This is a genomic window from Bradyrhizobium sp. KBS0727, from assembly GCF_005937885.2.
Taxonomy (GTDB): domain Bacteria; phylum Pseudomonadota; class Alphaproteobacteria; order Rhizobiales; family Xanthobacteraceae; genus Bradyrhizobium.
Genome location: NZ_CP042176.1, coordinates 1,924,643 through 1,945,690, shown reverse-complemented (window position 1 = coordinate 1,945,690; position 21,048 = coordinate 1,924,643). Strand labels below are relative to the sequence as shown.

Below are 21,048 nucleotides of genomic sequence, written 5' to 3'. Positions count from 1 at the left end.
GAAGAAGGACGGTACGTACAATGATGCTAGTTGGATTATGACTGACAAGTCAACTTTTATTGCAAACGACAGACGCCGCGTCGCGCGACGCGCAACATTTCAGGCGCCATCACCCGTTATGCCGGCGTCATCGAACGCCTGATGCTGCGCCGCAAGAACTCATCTAGTCCTATGAAAACGCTATTATATCGTAACTATTGCCTTCGATAAGAATCCAGGTGGAGACAGTTCGGGATGACAACTCACCTTGATCGAGCTTCGTAAAAAAATGATCCTTCAGTCATTTTTGTAGATTCTTTTGTCGACTGCTGGTATCGTCCGGCAAAAGTCAGGACAGGGAGAGAAGCCATGAGCGTCGAAGGAAAGGTTGTCATCGTCACCGGAGCCGCACGCGGCATCGGGCAGGAATACGTACGCGCACTTGCCGCAGCAGGCGCCCGGCCGGTGGCGGCGGATGTGAGCGATTGCTCCGAAACGATCGAACTCGCGAAAGCCGCCGGCGGCAACGCCCTGGGCGTCAAATGCGACGTCGCGGATGCATCCTCTACCGACGCCACGGTGGCCGCGGCGTCAAAGGCCTTTGGCCGGGTTGACGCCCTGATCAACAACGCAGCGCTCTACGGCGGCCTCCGCGGCGGTCGTTTTGAAACAATCACCGAGGCGGACTGGGACGCCGCGATGACCATCAACGTCAAGGGTATCTGGAACTGCTGCAAGTCGGCGGTGCCGGCGCTGCGCGCGGCCGGCGGAGGCAGCATCATCAATATCGCATCATTGGCCGCGACGTTCGGGACGCCGTTCGTTCTGCACTACACAACCTCGAAAGCCGCCGTAATCGGCATGACGCGGGGGCTCGCCCGCGAACTCGGTCGCGACAATATTCGCGTCAATGCCGTCGCCCCCAGCGCCGTGATTACCGAAGGCACCCGCGAGTTCTTCGCCAACAAGCTCGACAAGGCGCTCGACGTGGTGAAGTCCGGACAAGCGATCCAGCGAAACCTTCAGCCCAGCGACCTTTCAGGAACGATTCTCTGGCTGGTCGCCGACACCTCGGCATTCGTCACCGGACAGACGATTTCTGTCGATGGCGGCACGGTGATGAACTGAGCAAACGGTCCTTTTGGAGAAACAGCCATGTCGATAGCCGCCGCCGAACCCAAGATCGCAACTATTTCGCAAGCCACGCGGGGCTTTATCGCCTCACCTCGCACGATGCTGATCGATGGCGAATGGAAGCCGGCCCGATCGGGGCGCACGCTGCCCGTGATGGATCCGTCGAATGGCCGGTTGCTGACGTCGGTGCCCGCCGGTTCCTCTGCCGACGTGGACGATGCGGTGGCCGCTGCGCGTCGCGCCTTCGAGGGCGGCGAATGGCGGAAGTTTCGCCCCGTCGATCGCGAGCGGCTGCTGCTGCGCCTGGCCGATGAGGTCGAGGCCCACGGCGACGAGCTTGCCGAACTCGAATGCCTCGACAACGGTAAGAGCCTCGTGCTCGCGCGCCGCGTCGACCTGAAGAACACCGTCGATTTCCTGCGCTATATCGCGGGTTGGGCGACTAAGATCGAGGGATCGACGGTCGACGTCTCGTTCCCGCGGCCGCGCGACGGTGAGTACTTCGCCTACACGCGCAAGGAGCCGGTTGGCGTAGTAGGTGCGATCATCCCGTGGAATTTTCCGCTGATGATGGCGGCATGGAAGATCGGTCCCGCCCTGGCGACCGGCTGCACCGTCGTGCTCAAACCCGCCGAGGAAACGCCGCTCACCGCGCTGCGCCTCGGAGAGTTGCTGTTGAAGGTTGGCTGCCCGAAGGGCGTCGTGAACATCGTCACGGGTGAAGGTCCCGAGGCCGGTGCTGCGCTGGCTTCTCATCCCGGGATCGACAAGGTCGCGTTCACGGGATCGACCGAGGTCGGCAAGCTCGTTGGCAAGGCCGCGATGGACAACATGACGCGCGCGTCGCTCGAACTCGGCGGCAAGTCCCCCGTCATCGTGCTCGACGACGCCGATCCCGCTGCCGTGATTGGCGGCGCAGCCAGCGCCATCTTCTTCAACCAGGGCCAGGTCTGCACCGCGGGCTCGCGCCTCTACGTGCACAAGAAGCTCTTCGACAAGGTCGTGGATGGCATCGCCGGCGGCGCCGAGAAGATGAAGCTCGGCTCCGGCCTTGATCCGGCGACGCAGATTGCGCCGCTGGTGTCGGAACGGCATCGCGATCGCGTTTGGAGCTACATCGAGGCCGGCAAGGCGCAAGGTGCCCGCGCGGTGGCCGGCGCTACCCGTCCCGATCAGCCCGGCTACTTCGTCAGGCCGACCGTCTTCGTCGACGCCGACAACAGCATGCGCATCGTCCAGGAGGAGATTTTCGGACCTGTGCTGGTTGCCATGCCATTTGACGATCTCGATGAGATCGCCCGCAAGGCGAACGATACCCCGTTCGGCCTCGGCGCCAGTATCTGGTCACGCGACCTTAGCAAGGTTCACCGCCTGATCCCGAAGATCAAGGCCGGTACGGTATGGGTCAACTGCCACAACCTGATCGATCCGGCGCTTCCGTTTGGCGGCTACAAGCAGTCCGGCCTCGGCCGGGAGATGGGCCGCTCGGTGCTGGACCTCTACACGGAGAACAAGTCCGTGTGCATGGCAGTCTGATCGGCGGCGGCGTGCAGCGCCTTCTGACCATCGACGAACTCGATCTCGCGGGCGTCATTCGCCCGGGGGACAGCATTGTCTTCAGTCAAGGCACCGGCGAGCCGCGCACCCTGACCGAGCGTCTGGTTGCGCAGAAGGACGCGTTGCCGCCGTTTGAGGTCTTTCTCGGCGTCCAGTTCTCGGACACCTTCCATCCCGAGCGCAGCGCCGGAATCAACTTTTCGGGTTATGGCGCCATCGGGAAGGCCGGGGCCCTGGCCAGAGCGGGCCGGCTCAACGTCATACCGTCGCACTACGGATGGCTGTCGCAGGCCTACGCCCGGGGCGAACGACGGGCCGATGTCGCGCTGCTGCAGCTTGCGCCGCCGCCAGGGAGCGGCGGCGGCTACAGCCTTTCCCTCGCGAACGATATCGCCGCGCAAGCTGCTCTTCACGCCCGTGTTATCATCGCGGAGGTCAATCCAGACGCTCCCTGGACGCACGGCGCCGAGTTGCCGTCCAACCTTGTGCCGCACCTCTTTGTCGAGGCCCGGCACAAGCCGATCGAGCTGCCGCCGGCGCAAGTCGGTTCGACGGAGCTCGCGATCGCCCGGCTCGCGGTAAGCCTCATTCCCGACGGCGCCACGCTGCAGCTCGGGGTCGGGACCATTCCGGACGCGGTGTTGTCGCAACTTTCCGCCCATCGCGACATCGGACTCCACTCGGGACAGATCGGTGACAGCGTGGTCCCGCTGATCGAGCATGGCGTCATCACCAATACGAGAAAGTCGATTCATCCCGGCGTATCGGTGTGCGGATCGCTTTTCGGGACGCGGCGTCTCTACGATTTTGCCCACCTGAATCCCGCGATTGCCGTCCGGCCGCCCCCGGAGACGCACAGCCTTCGCGTCATGGCGGCGATCGACCGGTTCATTGCCGTCAATTCGGCGATTGAAGTCGATCTGACCGGCCAGGTAAACGCCGAGGTCGCCAACGGGGTCTATGTCGGCGGGCTTGGCGGACAGCTCGACTTCATGCGAGGCGCCAACGCTTCGGCCGGCGGTCGCGCCATCATCGCGCTTCCAGCCACGGCTCGCGACGGCACCGCGAGCCGGATCGTTCCGTCGATGACGACCGTTACCTGTCCCCGTTCAGACGTCGATGCGATCGTGACTGAATTCGGCATCGCCGAGCTTCGCGGGCTGTCACTCGAAGAGCGCCGCCGACGCATGATCGCGATCGCCGCACCCCAATTCCGCGATCGTCTCGCAGCCGTCCACGAATAGCAGACAGAGAAGCAGCAAAGCGCAACTACTCCGATTGACAATGATTAGTGAACCACCGATCATAATTGGAACGACAAGACCAATGGTCGAAATTTGGGAGGCTGACATGAAGGCACCACATCTTCGCTTTCAGCTTGTCGCGCAGGGTGGCTAGCCGATGCTCGCGCCGCCCAAGCAAATGCCTTCCCCGGCCGACGACGCCTCAGTTCACGTCGATGGCTGCGACACGGTACCGAAGCTGTTCTGGTCGAAGGTGCAGCAGCGCGACAATGCTGTCGCGATGCGTGAAAAGGAATTTGGCATCTGGACCCCGATCACGTGGTCGCAATACGGACAACGATCCAAACTCGCCGGCCTCGGCCTCAAGAGCCTCGGACTGAACCGCGGCGATGTCGTCTCGATCATTTCCGAGAACATTCCGGAGTGGCTCTATACCGACATGGGCACGCTCGGTGTCGGCGGCGTCACCAACGGCATCTACACCACCGACTCCACCAAGCAGGTCGAATATATCGTCAATGACAGCCGGACCAGGTTCTTCTTTGCCGAGAACGAGGAACAGCTCGACAAGATACTCGTCGCCCGCGCGAACTGTCCCTCGCTCATCAAGATCATCGTCTATGACATGGAAGGGCTACTCCGATTCAGCGACGACCAGGTCATCTCCTTTGACCGGTTGCTGCAGCTTGGTGCTGAATACGAGAGATCCAATCCCGAGATATGGGTGCGCGAACTCGAGCTGGCGGGGCCGGAAGATCTCGCGGTGCTTATTTACACATCCGGCACGACGGGACCGCCGAAAGGCGCGATGATCTGCCACCGCAACATCATGTTTCATATCGCGAGCGCCGACGTCTTCTGCGAGAGCGAACCGGGAGACGAACTGCTTTCCTTCCTGCCGCTCTGTCACATCGCCGAGCGAAAGTTCAGTGTGTTCTATCCGCTCAGGACCGGCGCCGTGATCAACTTCATCGAAAGCCTGGATGCCGTCCCCGAGAATGCGCGCGAGGTTTCCCCGACATGGTTCTTCGCGGTGCCCCGGATCTGGGAAAAATTCTATTCCGACGTCACCATCAGGATGTCCGATGCAACCATCTTCGGAAAGGCCGCGTACGATGCGGCGATCGCCGTCGGCAAAGCGAGGGCGCGACGCAGCCTGGCGGAAGAAGCAATCCCGTGGCACCTGAACGCCGCGTTCTGGGTCGCCGACAAGCTCGTCCTGCACAACATCAAGGTCTATCTCGGCTTGCGCCGCACGCGCATCCTCGGGACCGGTGCGGCGCCAATCTCGCCCGATCTCATCAACTGGTATCTCGCTTTGGGACTGGAAATGCGCGAGATCTACGGCCAGACCGAGAATACCGGCATTTCCACGGTAATGCCTAAGCGCAAGAAGCTCGGCACGGTGGGCACCGCCCTGCCCGGCACTCAGGTCATGCTGTCCCCGCAGAACGAGATACTGGTGCAAGGTCCACACATATTCCTCGGCTATCTCAACAACGACACCAAGACAGCCGAGACGGTCGTGGATGGCTGGCTGCATACCGGCGACGTCGGCGAGATCGATGACGACGGTTACGTCAAGATCACCGACCGGATGAAGGACATCATCGTAACCGCCGGTGGCAAGAACATCACGCCCTCGGAGATCGAGAACCAGCTGAAGTTCTCACCATTCATCGCGGACGCGGTCGTCATCGGCGACAAGCGAAAATATCTGAGCTGCCTCATCATGATCGATCACGACAACGTCGTGAAATACGCGCAGGACCATGCCGTGCCGTTCACCAACTACGCGTCGCTGTGTGCGGCCAGGGAAGTGCAAGGCCTGATCCAGAGCGAGATCGACAAAGTGAACAAGAACTTCGCGCGCGTCGAAACCATCAAGCGGTTCGCTCTTATCGACCAGCTGCTGACGGCCGAGGACGACGAACTGACACCGACTATGAAGCTGAAGCGAAAATTCGTCAATGAGAAGTACAGAACGCTCATCGACGCAATGTACTAGGCAAAACACGGACAGAAAATCGAACGAAACTGACAAAAACCCCTGGGAGGAACCGCGATGAGAACAACATCCTTGATCTTAGGCCTGGTCACCGCGCTGAACGCTTCCACCGCGCTCCATGCGCAGGAAGTGACCTGGAGAACGCAAGGTGTCACGAAGGACGAAGTCGTGCTCGGAATGCACGCCGACCTGTCCGGCGTCGCTGCCAGCTTCAGCGTCGGCGTGGTCAACGCGATCCGGATGCGCATCGATGAAGTCAACGAAACCGGCGGCATCAACGGACGAAAGCTGCGGCTGGTGGTCGAGGATACCGGCTACCAGGTGCCGAAAGCGGTCCAGGCGGCGAATAAGCTGATCAACCGCGACGGCGTGTTCGCGATGATCGGAAATCTCGGCACGCCGCAGAACAATGCTGTTCTGCCCGAGCAACTCAAGGCCGGCGTTCCAAACATCTTTCCGATTTCGTGGGCGGATTCGATGTCGAAACCCTTCCACCCGCTGAAATTCGCGATCTACGCGCCGTACTCGGATCAGATCCGCGTGGCTGTCAAATACATGGTGGAGAAGAAGGGCAAGAAGACCGTGTGCGCCATGCACCAGGACACGGATTTCGGCAGCGAGGTGTTCAACGGCGCCAAGGCCGAGCTCGACGCGATGGGAATGAAATTCGCCGAGGTCACGACGCACAAGCCCACCGATCAGGATTTTACCGCGCAGCTGACGAAGTTGCGTGCGGCCAACTGCGACCTGATCGCGATGGGCACGATCGTGCGGGATACCGTCATTCCGTATTCTGCCGCCCGCAAGATGGGATGGGACGTCGACATGATCGGAACCTCCGCAAGCTACGATCTCGCTATCTCGGGCGTTCAGGGCGGCACCACCGAGGGCTACTATACCGCCGGCTTCTTCGACGCCCCCTACCCGGAAAGCGCACGGCCGGCGGCAGCGGCGTGGATCACCCGATACAAGAGCCGCTACAACATCGACCCGACCATTCAGGCGGCACTTGGCCAGGTCATCATCGACCTGACCGTGAAGGCGATCGAGAACGCCGGACCGGACCTCACGACGCAGAAACTTGTCGAAGGGATGGAGAAGATCCGCAACTACCAGGACATCTTCGGCGGTCCGCCGCAGGGCTTCTCCACGACAGAGCATGTTTCGTCGCACGAGGCGGTGATCTATCGGGTCGAAAAGGGACGTTGGGCCCGGCTCCCCGACAGCGTGGCCGTTGCGAAGTGAAGAAAGTTGCCCGACGACGCCTCAGAGCGTCGCCGCGGCAGGATCAATGAAGGAAATGGCGCCGCTTGCGGCGCTCGGCATAGCGCGAGGACCCATGCAACATACAACGCAGGTAGAGCTGATCAAACGTGTCTTCGATTTGTACGATAAAAGGTCCACCTCGATGGGCGACAACATCTATCGCAATCCCATTTCCGACTACATCTGCATGGATCAGGCACGGCTGGAGCAGCAACAGCTGTTCCGCGACCACCCGCTTGTGATGTGTCTGTCGTCACGCATACCGAATCCGGGCGACTACGTGACCGACGAACTTTCCGGCGTGCCGGTCCTGGTTACGCGCAATGCCGAGGGAAAGGTGCGGGCCTTTCTCAACGTCTGCCGGCATCGCGGTTCACAGGTCGCCCAAGGCTGCGGGTCGGGCAAGAAGATGTTCGTGTGCCCCTATCACGCCTGGAGCTACGATCTGGAGGGGCGGCTACGCTCCCGCGGGCCTTCTGACGCTTTCCCGGACATCTCGGCCGACAACGGCAGCCTGGTGCCGCTCCCGGCCACGGAGCAGCACGGGATCATCTGGGTCAAGACCTCGCCCGGGTCCGACATCGACGCGGACGATCTCCTTCAGGGGCTCGGGCCCGAACTCGCCTCCTACAAGCTCGAGACTTCCTCCCACTACCAGACATCCGACCTGCACAAGCCGATGAACTGGAAGCTCGTGATCGATACGTTCCTCGAAACCTGGCACATCGGCACCCTCCACCGTCAGACCGTGGCATCGATCTTCCAGCCCAATATCAACGTCTTCGACGCCTTCGGGCGCAATGGTCGCTTTATTCTGCCTCGCCGCAGCCTGCTCGAGCTGCGGGACAAGCCCGAATCGGAATGGGATCTTCTGAAGCATTCGGCCATCATCTATCTGCTGTTTCCAAATACCCTGATCGTCTGGCAAGGCGACCATGTCGAGACCTGGCGATCCTTCCCCGAGGGCCTCTCGACGGAGCAGTGCATCGCAGAAGCAGCCCTCTACTCGCCCGAGCCGGCGACCACCGAGAAGGCAAGAAGATATTGGGACAAGAACATGGAGTTGCTGCTGGCGACCGTTGAACACGAGGACTTTCCGGTATGCATCGCCATGCAGCGCGGCTTCCGGTCCAACGCCCAAAGCTATATCACGTTCGGCCGCAACGAACCCGGCTTGACGCACTACCACCACAAGATGCGATCGCACCTGGGTTTGAAGGAAGCCCCGGCCGCTCCTGGATAGCCTGCGAAGCCATGGTTCTGCGGCCCCCGTCGCCAGGCATTCCGGCCCGGCGGACGGCGCCGACACGGCATTGAGACAGGTGTCAAAGGCCACCGTAGCCGAGCCATCCGCCGTAGCCACAAAAGGCCGCGTTCGGGGCTTTTGCCCGGCGAGCCATTTTGCTGTAGACAGTCAATATCAAATTCGGAGTTCCGACGGTGAAGCCTGAACGGCGGAAACGAAAGCTGACCCTCGTTAAGAAGCTGGGAAAAGCGCAGAAACTGACGCGCGCGCAGAAGCAGAGCCAGATCCGCACGGCCCTGCTCGAGGCTGCTGCGAAGGTGGTCGGCGAAGTCGGCTATTCAGCTGCCATGGTATCGACCATCACGCGGCGGGCCGGCGTTGCCCAGGGCACATTCTACAACTATTTCGATTCGCGGCAGGACCTTTTCGATCAGTTGCTGCCGAGCATGAGCAACGAGATGCTCGCCTTCATCAACGGACGCTCGTCGCATGCAGCCAACGATGCGGCGCGCGAGAAGCTGCGGTTCGAAGCCTACTTCGCCTACCTGCTGAAGCGACCCGAATTCTACCGCATCCTCTACGAGTCCGAGCTGTTCTCACCGGAAGCGTTTCAGCAGCACATCGACGTTATCGCGCGCGGCTACCAGCGCGTACTGCAACGCGCCGCCGATGCCGGCGATGCGCGCGCGGTAGATGCTCGCGAATACGAAGTTCTCGCCTTTATGTTGATGGGAGCCCGAAAGTATCTCTCGAGTCGCTTCGCGCGATCGAACGGCTCCATCCGGGAGTTGCCGGATTTCGTCACGAACGCCTACATGCGCTTCGTTTGTAACGGCTTCTGGGACGAGCACGCGAGCATCGCGAGCCCTTCGCCCGCAAAGCAGACCAAGAAGGCGATGTCGGTCGCCGATCGCTTGCTGCGAAGCGAGAAAGCCTGATTGATCGCCTTCGAAGCACATATGCCATCCCGGAATAAGCCTTTGCTTGATTGACTGCGTGATCGGCCTGCGCCAATAATTCGCACCGGAGTCGGCCTGAAAATGAAGATCACACAGCGGCCATCGTTGGCCTTGGACAATCGCCGTCGCGCTAAACCAAATGCTGTGCGCTCCAAGGCGCCCTCGCGGGCGTTGAAGCAAAGCTTGCGGGCTGACGTGAAGAGCCGGAAGCAGACTCCCGCGCCGCCGATATCCGCGTCAAAATCCGAAAAATCACGCGATGCGATATTGGAGGCCGCGGCAAAGTTGTTTGGCCGGCAGGGCTTTTCCGCGACGACGTTACGCCAAATTGCTTCAGTGGCCAAAATCAAGGCCGGCAGCATCTATTATTATTTCGACTCGAAGGAAGCCATTCTCGATGAAGTCCTCGACCGAGGGCTGCGTCACGTCTTCGAATCAGTGAAAACCGCGGTGAAGCAGGCCGGTACGGCCTCTCACCGGCGTCGGATCGGACTGGCCATCGAGGCACATCTTGTCGCGTTACTCGAAACCAGCGATTTCACGTCGGCGAATATCCGCATTTACGGCCAGTTGCCGGAGCACCTGAAGAAGCCGCACCGGCCGCTGCGGCGCGCTTATGCGAAATATTGGGATCGGCTGTTTCTGGACGCCCGTCGCGCGGGAGAGCTGCGAGCCGATATCGAAATCGTTCCGTTGCGCATGTTTGTCATCGGCGCGCTGAATTGGACGATCGAGTGGTTCAGACTGGGGAGCCAGGATGCCGTGATCAAGCTGGCGCGCCGAACGGAGCTACTGATCTTCGAAGGCGTCAGGAAAGCCTAGCGAAGTCGCAGGCCACCTGCGTATTTGCTTGAAGCCTTGTTTGCTTGAGGCCGTGCCGTCTATCTACCCTGCCACACCGGCTTACGCTTTTCCGCAAAGGCTCTCGGACCCTCGATGGCATCGAGACTGGCGTAGGTCTCGACATGAAGGCGATCGGCCTCGATCAATCCTTTTTCATAACCGAGGTCCATTGCCGCGAGCACGCTACCCTTCGCCGCTTTCACCGACAAAGGCGCCCCCTCAACGATCTTGCGGGCCAATTGAAGAGCTCGGCTCCGAACCGAATCCGGCGTGTCTTCCAGATAATTGACGAAACCGTGTTCGGCCAGCCGCTCGATCGGCATGGTCTCACCCGTGAGCACCAATTCCATCAGCAAGGGCTGCGGCAGCATCCACAACAGCGGGACCGCCCAGGGCGTCCCGCGCCCCATTCTGACTTCGGTAATACCGGCGCGCGTCCCGCGCAATCCCACCCGCAAATCGGATTTGAGCGCGAGCAACATCCCGCCGGCCATCAGGGATCCCGTCATTGCGGCGATGATCGGCTTCGACACCGACCGCATGGCGGTCTGCATGGGATCGCGCATCAGTGTCAGGATATCGACGCCGTCACGCGCCCTGATCTCGGCGGCCTGCTTGAGGTCGAGGCCCGCGGAAAATACCCCGCAATCCGACGACGTCAAAACGACGACGCGCGCCGACCGGTCCTTCTCGAGGCGAGCCCACGCGTCGGTCAGGCCGTTCATCGCCTCGACAGACAGTGCGTTCTTTCGCTCCGGCCGGTCGATGGTGATGGTCGCGACACCATCAACGACAGCATAACGGACAGGTTCTTTTTCAGGCATTTCCATGCTTCCGTAAATTCTAACATCTGTTAGAATACTCCCAGATCAGTCGAACACAACTCTGTTCCGTGCCAAATCGCGCTCGCGATGCGATGAAACAGCCAATTATGACGAGACCGACAATGCAATATGCGTGGACGCCGCCTTCTGAGCTGGTGAAACAAAGTAATCTGACCGCGTTCCTAGGCGCCACCGACCAGCCTGATTACGATGCGTTGGCCGCGCGGGCCGAGGCCGATCCCGCGTGGCTGATGGAGGAAGTTTTCAAGTTTTGCGACGTTCGTTTCTATCGCCGCTATGACCGGATGCTGGATATTTCCCGTGGCCAACCATGGGCGCGCTGGTGTGTCGGAGGCACCACCAATATCGTCCTCAACTGCATCGACAAGCACCGCGATACCGCCGTCTGGCACCAGACTTTTCTGGTCTGGGAGGGCGAGGACAGACGCGAGCGGCGCTCGCTGACCTACGGCGAATTTGCCGGCGATGTCGATCGGCTGGCCCGTGGCCTGCGCCACCTCGGCATCGAAAAAGGCGACGTTGTCGCCATCTACATGCCGAATCTGCCGGAGACGTTCGCGGCGTTCTTCGCGATTCTGAAGCTCGGCGCTATCGTCATGCCACTGTTTTCGGGGTTCGGGCCGGACCCGATCCGATCCAGGCTGAACCATGGCGAGGCCAAGGCCGTCATCACCGCCAATGGTACATGGCGGCGTGGTGTACCCTCTCCGCTCAAATCGGTGCTCGACGAAGCTTTGCAGACGGCTCCGTCCGTCCGGCACGTGATCGTCGTCGATCGCGGCGGCATCGAGGTCGATACACCCATGCGCGCGGGGCGCGACCATTGGTGGAGCGACATCGTCGCCGGCAAGGAGGGAGAAGTCGCCACGGTCGAAATGCAGGCCGAGGATCCGGCCATCCTGCTCTACACGTCAGGCACAACCGGCGAACCCAAAGGCTGCATATGGACCCATATCGGCTTCATCGGCTCGATGGTCACGCGAGATATGATCATCTGCGGTGACTTCAAACCGACCGACCGCTTTTTCTTTTTCAGCGACATGGGCTGGATGGTCGGCGCGATGTGCGCCTGCATTCCGAGCTTTGCCGGCGCCAGCCTCCTGATCGCGGAAGGCACGCCGGATTATCCGGACACCGGACGATTCTGGCGCCTGATTGCCGAGCACCGGGTCAGCTATCTCGGGGTGTCGCCGACCATCGTCCGCGGGCTGATGCGGTATGGCGAGGAGGTCGACAATTACGACCTTTCCAGCCTGCGGATCGCGGCGTCAGGCGGAGAAGCCTGGACCGAGACGCCGTGGCGATGGTTCTTTGACCATGTCTGCAAACGCAAAATACCGATCATCAATATCTCCGGCGGCACAGAGGTCGGCGGTTGTATCTTCACCGGAACGCCCAACCATCCGATGAACCCCGGCTCGTTCTCCCGTCCCGCGCTCGGGGTCGGCGCCGATATCGTCGATATGACCGGAAAACGCCTGCCCACCGGAGAGGTCGGCGAACTGGTGTTGCGCCATGCGTCGATCGGCCTCACCAAAAGTCTCTGGAAAGCCGATGCGCGCTATCTCGAGAGCTACTGGAATACAATTCCGGATCTGTGGGTGCATGGCGACTTCGCCATGCGCGGGCACGATGGCCTCTACTACATTCTCGGCCGTTCCGACGACACCATCAAGATCTCCGGCAAGCGCACCGGGCCGGCCGAACTCGAGGGCATACTGATCGCCACGGGAAAAGTCGCGGAAGCCGCGATATTCGGTATTCCGCACCCGGTGAAAGGCTCGGCGATCGTCTGCGCCTGCGTGCCGATGCCGGGTATGGATCCGGCGAACGGCCTCGCCGACGAGTTGTCCTCGGCGCTGGTGCGGGGAATGGGCGCGTCATATCGCCCGGAAAAGATCCTGCTGGTCGACGACCTGCCGCGAACCCGCAACATGAAGATCATGCGGCGGGTGCTTCGCGCGGTCTTCGAAAATCGTGATCCCGGCGATCTTTCGGCGCTGGCCAATCCGGAAGCCATCGACCACTTCCGGGAAAGACTCGGGGCGCCCTGACCTTGCGACCGGTACATCAGATCGGGCAATCCTTCGGAAACGACGGTTTGCGCTTTTCGAGATGAGACGCCAGACCCTCTCGGGCTTCCGCGCCGGTGAAGCCGAGGATCTCCAGGGCCGTTGACGTATCGAACAGCGGACCGTTGACGCGCAGCCAGTTGTTGAGCGCGTATTTGGTCCAGCGGATCGCGCTCTGCGCGCCGTTGGCCAGATCCTGCGCCGTTTCAAGCGCGATCTTCTGCAGTTCGGCATCCTCGACGCAGAGCGAAACTAGCCCGATCCGCTCCGCCTCTTCGCCGGACAGCGGCTTGCAGGTGAGCAGATAATACTTCGCCTTGGCGAGGCCACACAGCAGCGGCCAGATGATGCAGGCGACGTCGCCCGCCGCGACACCAAGCCGGGTATGGCCATCGACGATCCGCGCGGATTTACCGCAGATCGAGACGTCGGCGAGAATGCCGACGACGAGCCCGGCACCAACCGCAACGCCATTGATCGCCGAAATAATCGGCTTGTTGCAGTTGATGACGTTGTAGACGAGATCCTTGGCTTCCTTCCAGGTCGACATGCGCGCGACCGGGTTATCGAGAAGACTCTTGATCAGCTCGAAATCGCCGCCGGCCGAAAACGCCTTTCCAGCCCCGGTCACGATAACCGCGTTGATATCGGGGTCGTCGTTGATGTCGCGCCAGATATGGGTGAGCTGCGTATGCGTTTCCGCATCGACCGAATTATAGGTCTCGGGCCGGTCGAAAGTCAGGCGCAGGACACGGTCGGCCGGATAGTCGAGCTTGAGCCTGGTATAGGCGGCGTAACGATTGGACATGGAATTCCCTCTATGTTCACCCTGCCGCACTGCGAGCCAGCATGCCGCTATGAATTATTTCTAACAGATGTTAGAATTTAGGTCTGATCGATGAACCCCGCAAGCTCATTGTTCAGGAACAGAATATCAACCGTAAAAACTATGCAGGAAACGTCCGATGGCAGGCCAGAACTCCGGCGCTCAAGTGATGGCGGCGGGCGCCGTTTCGACAGTCGGCGAACTGTTTCGTGATACCGCCACGCTTCATTCTACCGCGATCGCTATCGAATATCGTGGCCGGCTGATCAGCTATGGCGAACTCCTCGACCGGGTCGGGCATGCTGCGGCGATGCTTGCGGGGCATGGACTGCGGCGCGGCGATCGTGTCGCCCTGCTGTCGCGCAATCGGCCGGAATACTTCGAAATCGAGCTCGCGGCGGCAACTCTCGGCGTCATCACCGCATGCCTGAACTGGCGTTTATCGCCTCGCGAACTGTCCTATTGCATCGAGCTGGTTTCACCGGCGCTTCTGATCGCCGAGCCGGACCTCGCCGGCAATCTCGCCTCTACACCGGCGGCCGGCTGCCCGACGATCGAGATCGGCTCGCAATACGAGCAGTCGATGGCTCGGCAGAAAAGCCTGAACGCTTCGGATCCGGCCGCGCCGGAAGACGGGCTCGTGATCCTCTACACCAGCGGCACCACCGGACTTCCCAAGGGAGCCGTGATTTCGCATCGGGCGATGATCATGCGCGCGATGGTATTTTCGTCCGAACTCGGCATTTCTCCCTCCGACACATTCGTGGCGTGGGCGCCATTGTTCCACATGGCCTCCACCGATCACGGCCTGGCCACGCTGCTCCGTGGCGGAAGGGTCGTCATCATCGACGGCTTCCAGCTGGAGCCGTTACTAGCGGCGGTCGCCCAGCACCAGATCGGCTGGCTGGTATTGATTCCAGGCATGGTCGAAGCGTTTGTCGACGGGCTGAAAGCGCAGCGAACGATCGTCAAAGGGGTTCGCGTCTGCGGCGCGATGGCGGACCTGGTGCCACCACATGCCATTGCCGAAGTGACCCAATTGCTGGGAGCGCCCTATCTGAACAGCTTTGGCTCGACCGAAACCGGCTTGCCGCCGGCGACGCGTGGATTGATTGCCGTCGGCGAGACCCCGGCGCGGCTATCGAAACGGCAGAACGCGTTCTGCGAAGTGAAGCTCGTCGACCTCTCGGACAATGAAGTCGCGCCGGGCACGCCCGGTGAATTGGCCATTCGCAGCGCGACGCTATTTTCGGGCTACTGGCAAGCGGAGGAAACCAACGCCCGCGATTTTCGCGGCGGCTGGTTCCACATGGGCGACGTATTCCGGCGCAACGAGGACGGCTCGCTCGATTTCGTTGATCGCGCCAAATACATGATCAAGACCGGCGGCGAGAATGTCTATCCCGCCGAAATCGAGCGGGTGCTGATGTCCGACAAGCGAATCACGGAAGCCGCAGTGGTGCGCGCCGCGGACGCCAAATGGGGCGAGGTGCCGGTCGCCTTTGTGTCATGCCGCGATGCCGTGACCGAGGCCGAGTTGATCGAATTGTGCCGACGCGACCTCGCCGGATACAAACGACCGCGGCGGTTCCATTTCATCGATTTCGCAGAATTTCCGCGCTCCACCAGCGGCAAGGTTCAACGCCACGAACTCGAGAACCGTCTCGTCAGGGCGCAGCCATGAGCGGGACCCTGCGTGGCAAGGTCGCCGTCATCGGCATCGGAATGTCGCCGGTCGGCAAGGTGCCGGGCCGCAGCCCGCTATGGCTCGCCGCCGATGCCGCCAGGAAAGCTCTGGCGGACGCCGGGATTCGGAAAGGCGACATCGACGGTGTGCTGTCGAGCCATGCCTTTGCGTCGCCGTTCCACCGCTTCAGTGTGGCGTTCAGCGAGTATTTCGGCATTCAGCCGACGTTCTCCAACACGCTGCAGGTCTCAGGCGCAACCGCATCGACGATGTTCAACATCGGCGCCGCGGCCATTCATGGTGGACTTGCCAAGGTCGTTCTCGTGGTCGCCGCCGACAGCCTGATGACCGGGCTGACGCCGGATCTGGCGCTGCGATCGCTGACGGAAAGCCGGGACCAGCAATATGAAATGCCGTTCGGGATTCCGGTCGCCAACACCTTTGCGATGACCGCGCACCGCCACATGAAGGAATTCGGCACCACGCCTGAACAACTGGCCGAAGTCGCCGTGGTCCAGCGTCGGCATGCCTCACGCACCCCCGGCGCCCAGCAGACCGCACCGATCACGGTCGATGATGTCTTGAACTCCGGCATGGTCACGACCCCCTACCACAAGCTCGACTGCTCTCTGATCTCGGACGGCGGCGCGGCCTTTATCCTGACCTCGGCCGACTACGCCAAGGCGATCGGCATCGAAGCGCCGATCTACATTCTCGGCGGCGGGGAGTGCTACACCCATGAGCATATCTTCCTGATGCCGTCGCTGACGACGACCGGCGCCGTCGAGTCGAGCCGAAAAGCCTACGCGATGGCTGGCTATCGTGCTGCGGATATGGACGTCGCCGGCATATACGACTGCTTCACCGGCACCGTCATCATGATGCTGGAGGACCTCGGCTTTTGCCCGAAAGGCGAAGGCGGACGCTTCGTTGCCGACGGGCACATGACCTACGGCGGACGGATTCCTTCCAACACCCATGGCGGCCTGCTGTCATTCGCCCATTCCGGGATGCCCGGATCGCTGTTTCATTTCCACGAAGTCATCGCGCAGTTGCGCGGCGGGTGCGGGGAACGCCAGGTGCCGAACGCCCAGCTTGGGCTCGTGCACAGTCTTGGCGCTGGCTTTGCCACCAACGCAACCACCATCCTGGGTACGGAGAACACGCTATGATCTCGCCCGAAGGTGCCGCGCGAAAGCCGCTGCCGGCGCCCGACGCCGACACCGCTATCTTCTGGCGGGGACTGCGCGAAGGCCACCTGCTGCTGCAGCACTGCGCAGATTGCGGCCACGTCCAATATTATCAACAGGCGACGTGCCGCGCCTGCGGCGGCGAGGCGTTGACCCATCGTCCGGCAAGCGGCCGTGGGACGGTGCATTCCTTCAGCGTGGTGCACCGCGCGCCCGGCCCTGCTTTCAAAACCGACGTCCCTTACGTGGTGCTGCTGGTGGAGCTGGAAGAAGGCCCCAGGATGATCAGCACCTATACCGGCGGCAAACCGGACGACGTGACCTTCGACATGAAGGTCACTCTGACCCTCGAGAACGTCACCCCTGAGGTGACGCTGCCGCGCTTCAGGAGAGCGTAATCCGGCTTCCCTTCAAGACGTCCATCGCGCGACGCCTATCCCGTTTTCTAACATTTGTTAGATTTTGAACAATTGTTAGATTGAAATCCGCAAATGCACCTGCTTAAAGGTGGAGCAGCTACCAGGATCATCGTAATGGCCACCATGAAGTCCGACGTTGCCACCGCGAGCGAGGAGTATCGCCGCAACCGGCAAGCTTACGTCGAAAGAATAGCCGATCTGCACAAGCGCCGGTCCGCCGCCGCGCTCGGCGGACCCGAGCGGGCGCGTCGGTTGCACAAGGAACGCAATCAATTGCTGCCGCGCGAGCGTATCGCGGCGTTGATCGATCCCGGCTCGCCGTTCCTGGAGTTTTGTCAGCTCGCCGGCGAAGCGATGTACGAAGGCGTTCCGCCCGGCGGAAGCATTATCACCGGCGTCGGGATGATCTCAAACCGGCCGTGCATGATCATCGCCAACGAACCTACCGTGAAGGGCGGGACCTACTACGGCATCACCTGCAAGAAGCATGTCCGCGCCCAGCGCTTTGCCTGGCAGCATCGGCTGCCTTGCGTGACGATGGTGCAATCGGGCGGCGCCAACCTGCCGGACCAGCCCAACATCTTTCCCGACGAAGGCCAGTTTGGATCGATCTTCTATAATCAGGTCCGGATGTCGGGCGAGGGCATTCCGCAAATCGCGATCGTGCACGGTCCCTCGACCGCCGGCGGCGCCTATATCCCGGCGCTGTGCGATGAAACCGTGATCGTACGCAATCAAGGCGCGATGTTCCTCGGCGGCCCGCAATTGGTATTTGCAGCGACCCGCGAGGAAGTCGGCGTGGAAGCGCTCGGCGGCGGCGAGATGCACAGCCGCGTCAGCGGCGTCACCGATCATCTCGCCGAGAGCGACGGCCACGCGATCGCCATCACCCGCGATATCGTCGCCAACCTCGGCGAAATACCGACGCAGCGGTGGACGGTGGCGCCAGCGCGCGAACCGCGGTTCGACCCGTCGGATATTTACGGCCTGATCAGCTCGGATCCGCGGGTACCGACCAACAATCGCGAGATCATCGCCCGCCTCGTCGACAACAGTGAGTTTCACGAATTCAAGCCGCTTTATGGCGACACGCTGCTGACCGGCTTTGCCCGCATCATGGGATTCGAGATCGGCATCCTCTGCAATAACGGCGTTCTGTTTTCCGAAAGCGCGCTGAAGGCAACGCACTTCATCGACCTCTGCTGCAAGCGCAACATCCCGCTGCTGTTCATGGCCGACGTCACCGGCTTCATGGTCGGCCGCGAGGCGGAGGAAGGCGGCATCTCAAAGGATGGCGCCAAGATGGTTACCGCGATGGCGAGCGCCAACGTGCCGAAATATACCCTGATCGTCGGCAATGCCTATGGCGCCGGCTATCTCGCGATGTGCGGTCGCGCCTTCAAGCCCAATGCGATGATGATGTGGCCGCACGGCCGCTCCGCGATCATGGGGCCCGACCAGGCCGCCAACACCTTGGCCATGGTCAAGGATGAAGCCCACAAGCGCGACGGCACCAAATGGAGCGACGCGGAGCGCGAAGCCTACATGGCCCCGACCCGCAAGAGCTTCGAGGAATTCGCCAGCGCCTATAATTTCGCACGCAATACCTGGTGCGACATGGTGATCGATCCGCTTGAAACGCGCAGCGTCATGGCGCTGCTCCTCGATCTCGCCGGCCGCTTGCCTCCGCAGCGCAGCGATTTCGGCGTCCTCCGAATGTGACAACAGAGATTTTGGTCCGGTGTTCAGAAAAATACTAATCGCCAATCGAGGTGAGATCGCCTGCCGGATCGCGCGCACCTGCCAGCGCCTCGGCGTTGCCGTGTCCGGCGTTCACTCGGTCGCCGATAGAAGCGCCCTGCATGTCAGGACCATCGGCGAATCCGTCGAGATCGGCGGCGCGGCTGCGTCCGAAAGCTATCTGCGGATGGATGCCGTCATTGAAGCAGCGAAGGCGACAGGCGCCGAGGCCATCCACCCGGGATTTGGATTCCTGGCCGAGAATGCCGCCTTCGCCCGCGCGGCGGAGGCCGCCGGCATGGTGTTTATCGGGCCCGCTCCGGAAACGATCGAACGCCTCGGCGACAAGGCCTCCGCCAAGCAGGAAGCGATCGCCGCCGGTGTACCTACCGTACCCGGCAGCCAGGTTCCAAGCGAAGATGCCGCTGAGATCGAGCGGATCGTGCGCAGGCTCAAACTTCCCGTCATGCTGAAGGCCGCGGCCGGCGGCGGCGGCAAGGGCATGCGAGCCATCTCGTCGTTCGACGGGCTCCGCGACGAAATCGAATCAGCGAAGCGGGAGGCCCGGAACGCCTTTGGCCATGGCGGGCTGATCGTGGAGAAGCTGGTCGAGCGCGGCCGGCACATCGAGGTGCAAATCGCAGGGGACGGCAAAGGCCATGTTGTCCATCTGTTCGAGCGCGAATGCTCGCTGCAGCGGCGCCACCAGAAGCTGATTGAGGAAGCGCCCGCCGCGAACCTTCCCGACGTCCTCCGCGACCGGATCCTCGCCGACGCCGTCCGGATCGGCGAGCGTCTCCACTATCGCGGGGTCGGCACGGTCGAGTTTATCGTCAGCGGCAGCGACTACTATTTTCTGGAGGTCAACCCTCGCCTTCAGGTCGAGCATCCCGTCACGGAAATGATTACCGGGATCGACATCGTGGAGACGATGCTTCGTATCGCGTCCGGTGAGGGACTGAGGTTTACGCAAGGCGAAGTCAGCACCAGCGGCCATGCGGTCGAAGCGCGTATCTGCGCCGAAGATCCCGACAACAATTTCATGCCGTCGACCGGCCACCTTCCCTATGTCAGTTTCCCGGCGGCCGACATACGGGTCGAGACCGGAATCGAAAGCGGCTCCGAGGTTACGCCTTATTACGACTCGATGCTTGCCAAGCTCATCGCTTATGCAGACACCCGCGACGAAGCGCTGGATAAGCTCAGCCGCGCGCTGGACGAGACATCGATCTTTGGAATCGTCACCAATCAGGATTTTCTCAAGCGCCTGATCGCGTTGCCCGCAACGCGCAAGGCTACCTTCCACACGCGCCTGATCGATGAACAGCTAAGTGGGCTTGTTGAAAAACCCGTGAGCGTCGATGCCGGGGTACTGGCGTTCGGTGCCTATTACTGGATGATGCGGCAGCGTCAGCCGGCGAGCCCTGACCCGTGGCGGTCACGCCAGATTACCGGCTGGCGAATGGACGCGGGCGATGCGGGTCTTTCGCCGATCCCAATTCTGCACCTGGAAAGCGCCGGCGCCAGTGCGGAGATCCGCTTCGGTCCCCTGAAGTCCGATGGATCGATGCTGATCGGCGTCAACGACGAGCAGGTTCCGGTCAAACTTGTCGCGCTACAGGACCAGAACTTTACCGCGATCGCAGGCTCGCGTATCGAAACGGTGCGCATCCATCAAGACGACCAGACCATCTTCCTGCACGATCGCCGCCGAGCCCATACGCTGACGGCCATCCCCTACCTGACCTATATCAGCGCAACCGCCGAGGTCAGCGGCGAACTGCGCGCGCCGATGACGGGCCTGATCTCGAAAGTCAACGTCGCCGTCGGTGACCCGATCAAGGCGGGTGAGGTCGCTGTCGCGATGGAATCGATGAAGATGGAGTTGCGGATCGCCAGCGAGATGGATGGCTTCGTTACGGCAGTTTATTTTCAGCCTGGCGATACCGTGGAACGCAACGTCGTCGTCGCCATCGTGGAGCCGGAGCGCCCTTCGTAAGGCTGCCGCCTTGAACGACGGGTGATGCAAGGGA

Annotated in this window: 16 protein-coding genes; 14 read left to right on the top strand and 2 right to left on the bottom strand. The window is 61.5% G+C overall.

Features of this window, described 5'->3' with window-relative positions:
* Positions 1 to 348: 348 nt before the first annotated feature.
* From FFI89_RS08945 to FFI89_RS08910, 8 genes are all read left to right on the top strand, one after another.
* Positions 349 to 1,107, top strand: coding sequence for an SDR family NAD(P)-dependent oxidoreductase (locus tag FFI89_RS08945; RefSeq protein ID WP_138834781.1), 759 nt, complete (start codon positions 349 to 351; stop codon positions 1,105 to 1,107).
* 27 nt (positions 1,108 to 1,134) lie between these two features.
* Positions 1,135 to 2,649, top strand: a complete 1,515-nt coding sequence (locus FFI89_RS08940; protein ID WP_138834779.1) for an aldehyde dehydrogenase family protein — start codon at positions 1,135 to 1,137, stop codon at positions 2,647 to 2,649.
* Positions 2,634 to 3,914 (top strand): acetyl-CoA hydrolase/transferase family protein, encoded by a 1,281-nt coding sequence (locus FFI89_RS08935; protein ID WP_246669393.1) that lies wholly within the window; start codon positions 2,634 to 2,636, stop codon positions 3,912 to 3,914. Before FFI89_RS08940 ends, FFI89_RS08935 begins: the two co-directional genes overlap by 16 nt.
* A gap of 178 nt (positions 3,915 to 4,092) precedes the next feature.
* The gene (locus FFI89_RS08930) at positions 4,093 to 5,922 is read left to right on the top strand and encodes a long-chain fatty acid--CoA ligase (protein ID WP_138836214.1); all 1,830 of its coding nucleotides are present in this window, start codon (positions 4,093 to 4,095) and stop codon (positions 5,920 to 5,922) included.
* Between the two features lie 57 nt (positions 5,923 to 5,979).
* Positions 5,980 to 7,167, top strand: coding sequence for an ABC transporter substrate-binding protein (locus FFI89_RS08925; protein WP_138834777.1), 1,188 nt, complete (start codon positions 5,980 to 5,982; stop codon positions 7,165 to 7,167).
* A gap of 46 nt (positions 7,168 to 7,213) precedes the next feature.
* Positions 7,214 to 8,431, top strand: coding sequence for an SRPBCC family protein (locus FFI89_RS08920; RefSeq protein WP_210249093.1), 1,218 nt, complete (start codon positions 7,214 to 7,216; stop codon positions 8,429 to 8,431).
* 197 nt (positions 8,432 to 8,628) lie between these two features.
* Entirely contained in the window at positions 8,629 to 9,372 is a 744-nt protein-coding gene (locus tag FFI89_RS08915; protein WP_210249092.1) for a TetR/AcrR family transcriptional regulator, read from the top strand.
* A 102-nt stretch (positions 9,373 to 9,474) separates the two neighbouring features.
* Positions 9,475 to 10,215, top strand: coding sequence for a TetR/AcrR family transcriptional regulator (locus FFI89_RS08910; RefSeq protein WP_138834775.1), 741 nt, complete (start codon positions 9,475 to 9,477; stop codon positions 10,213 to 10,215).
* Positions 10,216 to 10,274: 59 nt separating this feature from the next.
* Here FFI89_RS08910 and FFI89_RS08905 read toward each other — a convergent pair whose 3' ends face one another.
* Positions 10,275 to 11,060, bottom strand: a complete 786-nt coding sequence (locus FFI89_RS08905; RefSeq protein ID WP_138834773.1) for an enoyl-CoA hydratase/isomerase family protein — start codon at positions 11,058 to 11,060, stop codon at positions 10,275 to 10,277.
* Between the two features lie 122 nt (positions 11,061 to 11,182).
* Between FFI89_RS08905 and FFI89_RS08900 the strand changes: the two genes are divergently transcribed.
* Positions 11,183 to 13,135: an AMP-binding protein gene (locus FFI89_RS08900; RefSeq protein WP_138834771.1), complete on the top strand. Its 1,953-nt coding sequence runs from the start codon at positions 11,183 to 11,185 to the stop codon at positions 13,133 to 13,135.
* 16 nt (positions 13,136 to 13,151) lie between these two features.
* On the opposite strand, the gene FFI89_RS08895 is transcribed toward FFI89_RS08900, so the two are convergent.
* Complete coding sequence (locus FFI89_RS08895) at positions 13,152 to 13,961, bottom strand: enoyl-CoA hydratase/isomerase family protein (protein ID WP_138834769.1); 810 nt, start codon at positions 13,959 to 13,961, stop codon at positions 13,152 to 13,154.
* 157 nt (positions 13,962 to 14,118) lie between these two features.
* Between FFI89_RS08895 and FFI89_RS08890 the strand changes: the two genes are divergently transcribed.
* From FFI89_RS08890 to FFI89_RS08870, 5 genes are all read left to right on the top strand, one after another.
* The gene (locus FFI89_RS08890) at positions 14,119 to 15,663 is read left to right on the top strand and encodes a class I adenylate-forming enzyme family protein (protein WP_138834767.1); all 1,545 of its coding nucleotides are present in this window, start codon (positions 14,119 to 14,121) and stop codon (positions 15,661 to 15,663) included.
* The gene (locus tag FFI89_RS08885; RefSeq protein WP_144596282.1) at positions 15,660 to 16,838 is read left to right on the top strand and encodes a thiolase; all 1,179 of its coding nucleotides are present in this window, start codon (positions 15,660 to 15,662) and stop codon (positions 16,836 to 16,838) included. Before FFI89_RS08890 ends, FFI89_RS08885 begins: the two co-directional genes overlap by 4 nt.
* Positions 16,835 to 17,254 (top strand): Zn-ribbon domain-containing OB-fold protein, encoded by a 420-nt coding sequence (locus FFI89_RS08880; protein WP_210249091.1) that lies wholly within the window; start codon positions 16,835 to 16,837, stop codon positions 17,252 to 17,254. The genes FFI89_RS08885 and FFI89_RS08880 overlap by 4 nt, the downstream gene beginning before the upstream one ends.
* A 135-nt stretch (positions 17,255 to 17,389) precedes the next feature.
* On the top strand, positions 17,390 to 18,997 hold the full coding sequence (locus FFI89_RS08875; protein ID WP_138834763.1) for a carboxyl transferase domain-containing protein: 1,608 nt from the start codon (positions 17,390 to 17,392) through the stop codon (positions 18,995 to 18,997).
* Positions 18,998 to 19,016: 19 nt separating this feature from the next.
* Positions 19,017 to 21,014: a biotin carboxylase N-terminal domain-containing protein gene (locus FFI89_RS08870; protein WP_138834762.1), complete on the top strand. Its 1,998-nt coding sequence runs from the start codon at positions 19,017 to 19,019 to the stop codon at positions 21,012 to 21,014.
* Positions 21,015 to 21,048: the final 34 nt, after the last annotated feature.

Bases quoted from the DNA above. Each gene is read 5' to 3' on its own strand.
- FFI89_RS08945 (WP_138834781.1), top strand. From the start codon at position 349: ATGAGCGTCGAAGGAAAGGTTGTCATCGTCACCGGAGCCGCACGCGGC.
- FFI89_RS08940 (WP_138834779.1), top strand. From the start codon at position 1,135: ATGTCGATAGCCGCCGCCGAACCCAAGATCGCAACTATTTCGCAAGCC.
- FFI89_RS08930 (WP_138836214.1), top strand. From the start codon at position 4,093: ATGCCTTCCCCGGCCGACGACGCCTCAGTTCACGTCGATGGCTGCGAC.
- FFI89_RS08925 (WP_138834777.1), top strand. From the start codon at position 5,980: ATGAGAACAACATCCTTGATCTTAGGCCTGGTCACCGCGCTGAACGCT.
- FFI89_RS08920 (WP_210249093.1), top strand. From the start codon at position 7,214: ATGAAGGAAATGGCGCCGCTTGCGGCGCTCGGCATAGCGCGAGGACCC.
- FFI89_RS08910 (WP_138834775.1), top strand. From the start codon at position 9,475: ATGAAGATCACACAGCGGCCATCGTTGGCCTTGGACAATCGCCGTCGC.
- FFI89_RS08905 (WP_138834773.1), bottom strand. From the start codon at position 11,060: ATGCCTGAAAAAGAACCTGTCCGTTATGCTGTCGTTGATGGTGTCGCG.
- FFI89_RS08900 (WP_138834771.1), top strand. From the start codon at position 11,183: ATGCAATATGCGTGGACGCCGCCTTCTGAGCTGGTGAAACAAAGTAAT.
- FFI89_RS08895 (WP_138834769.1), bottom strand. From the start codon at position 13,961: ATGTCCAATCGTTACGCCGCCTATACCAGGCTCAAGCTCGACTATCCG.
- FFI89_RS08890 (WP_138834767.1), top strand. From the start codon at position 14,119: ATGGCAGGCCAGAACTCCGGCGCTCAAGTGATGGCGGCGGGCGCCGTT.
- FFI89_RS08885 (WP_144596282.1), top strand. From the start codon at position 15,660: ATGAGCGGGACCCTGCGTGGCAAGGTCGCCGTCATCGGCATCGGAATG.
- FFI89_RS08880 (WP_210249091.1), top strand. From the start codon at position 16,835: ATGATCTCGCCCGAAGGTGCCGCGCGAAAGCCGCTGCCGGCGCCCGAC.
- FFI89_RS08875 (WP_138834763.1), top strand. From the start codon at position 17,390: ATGGCCACCATGAAGTCCGACGTTGCCACCGCGAGCGAGGAGTATCGC.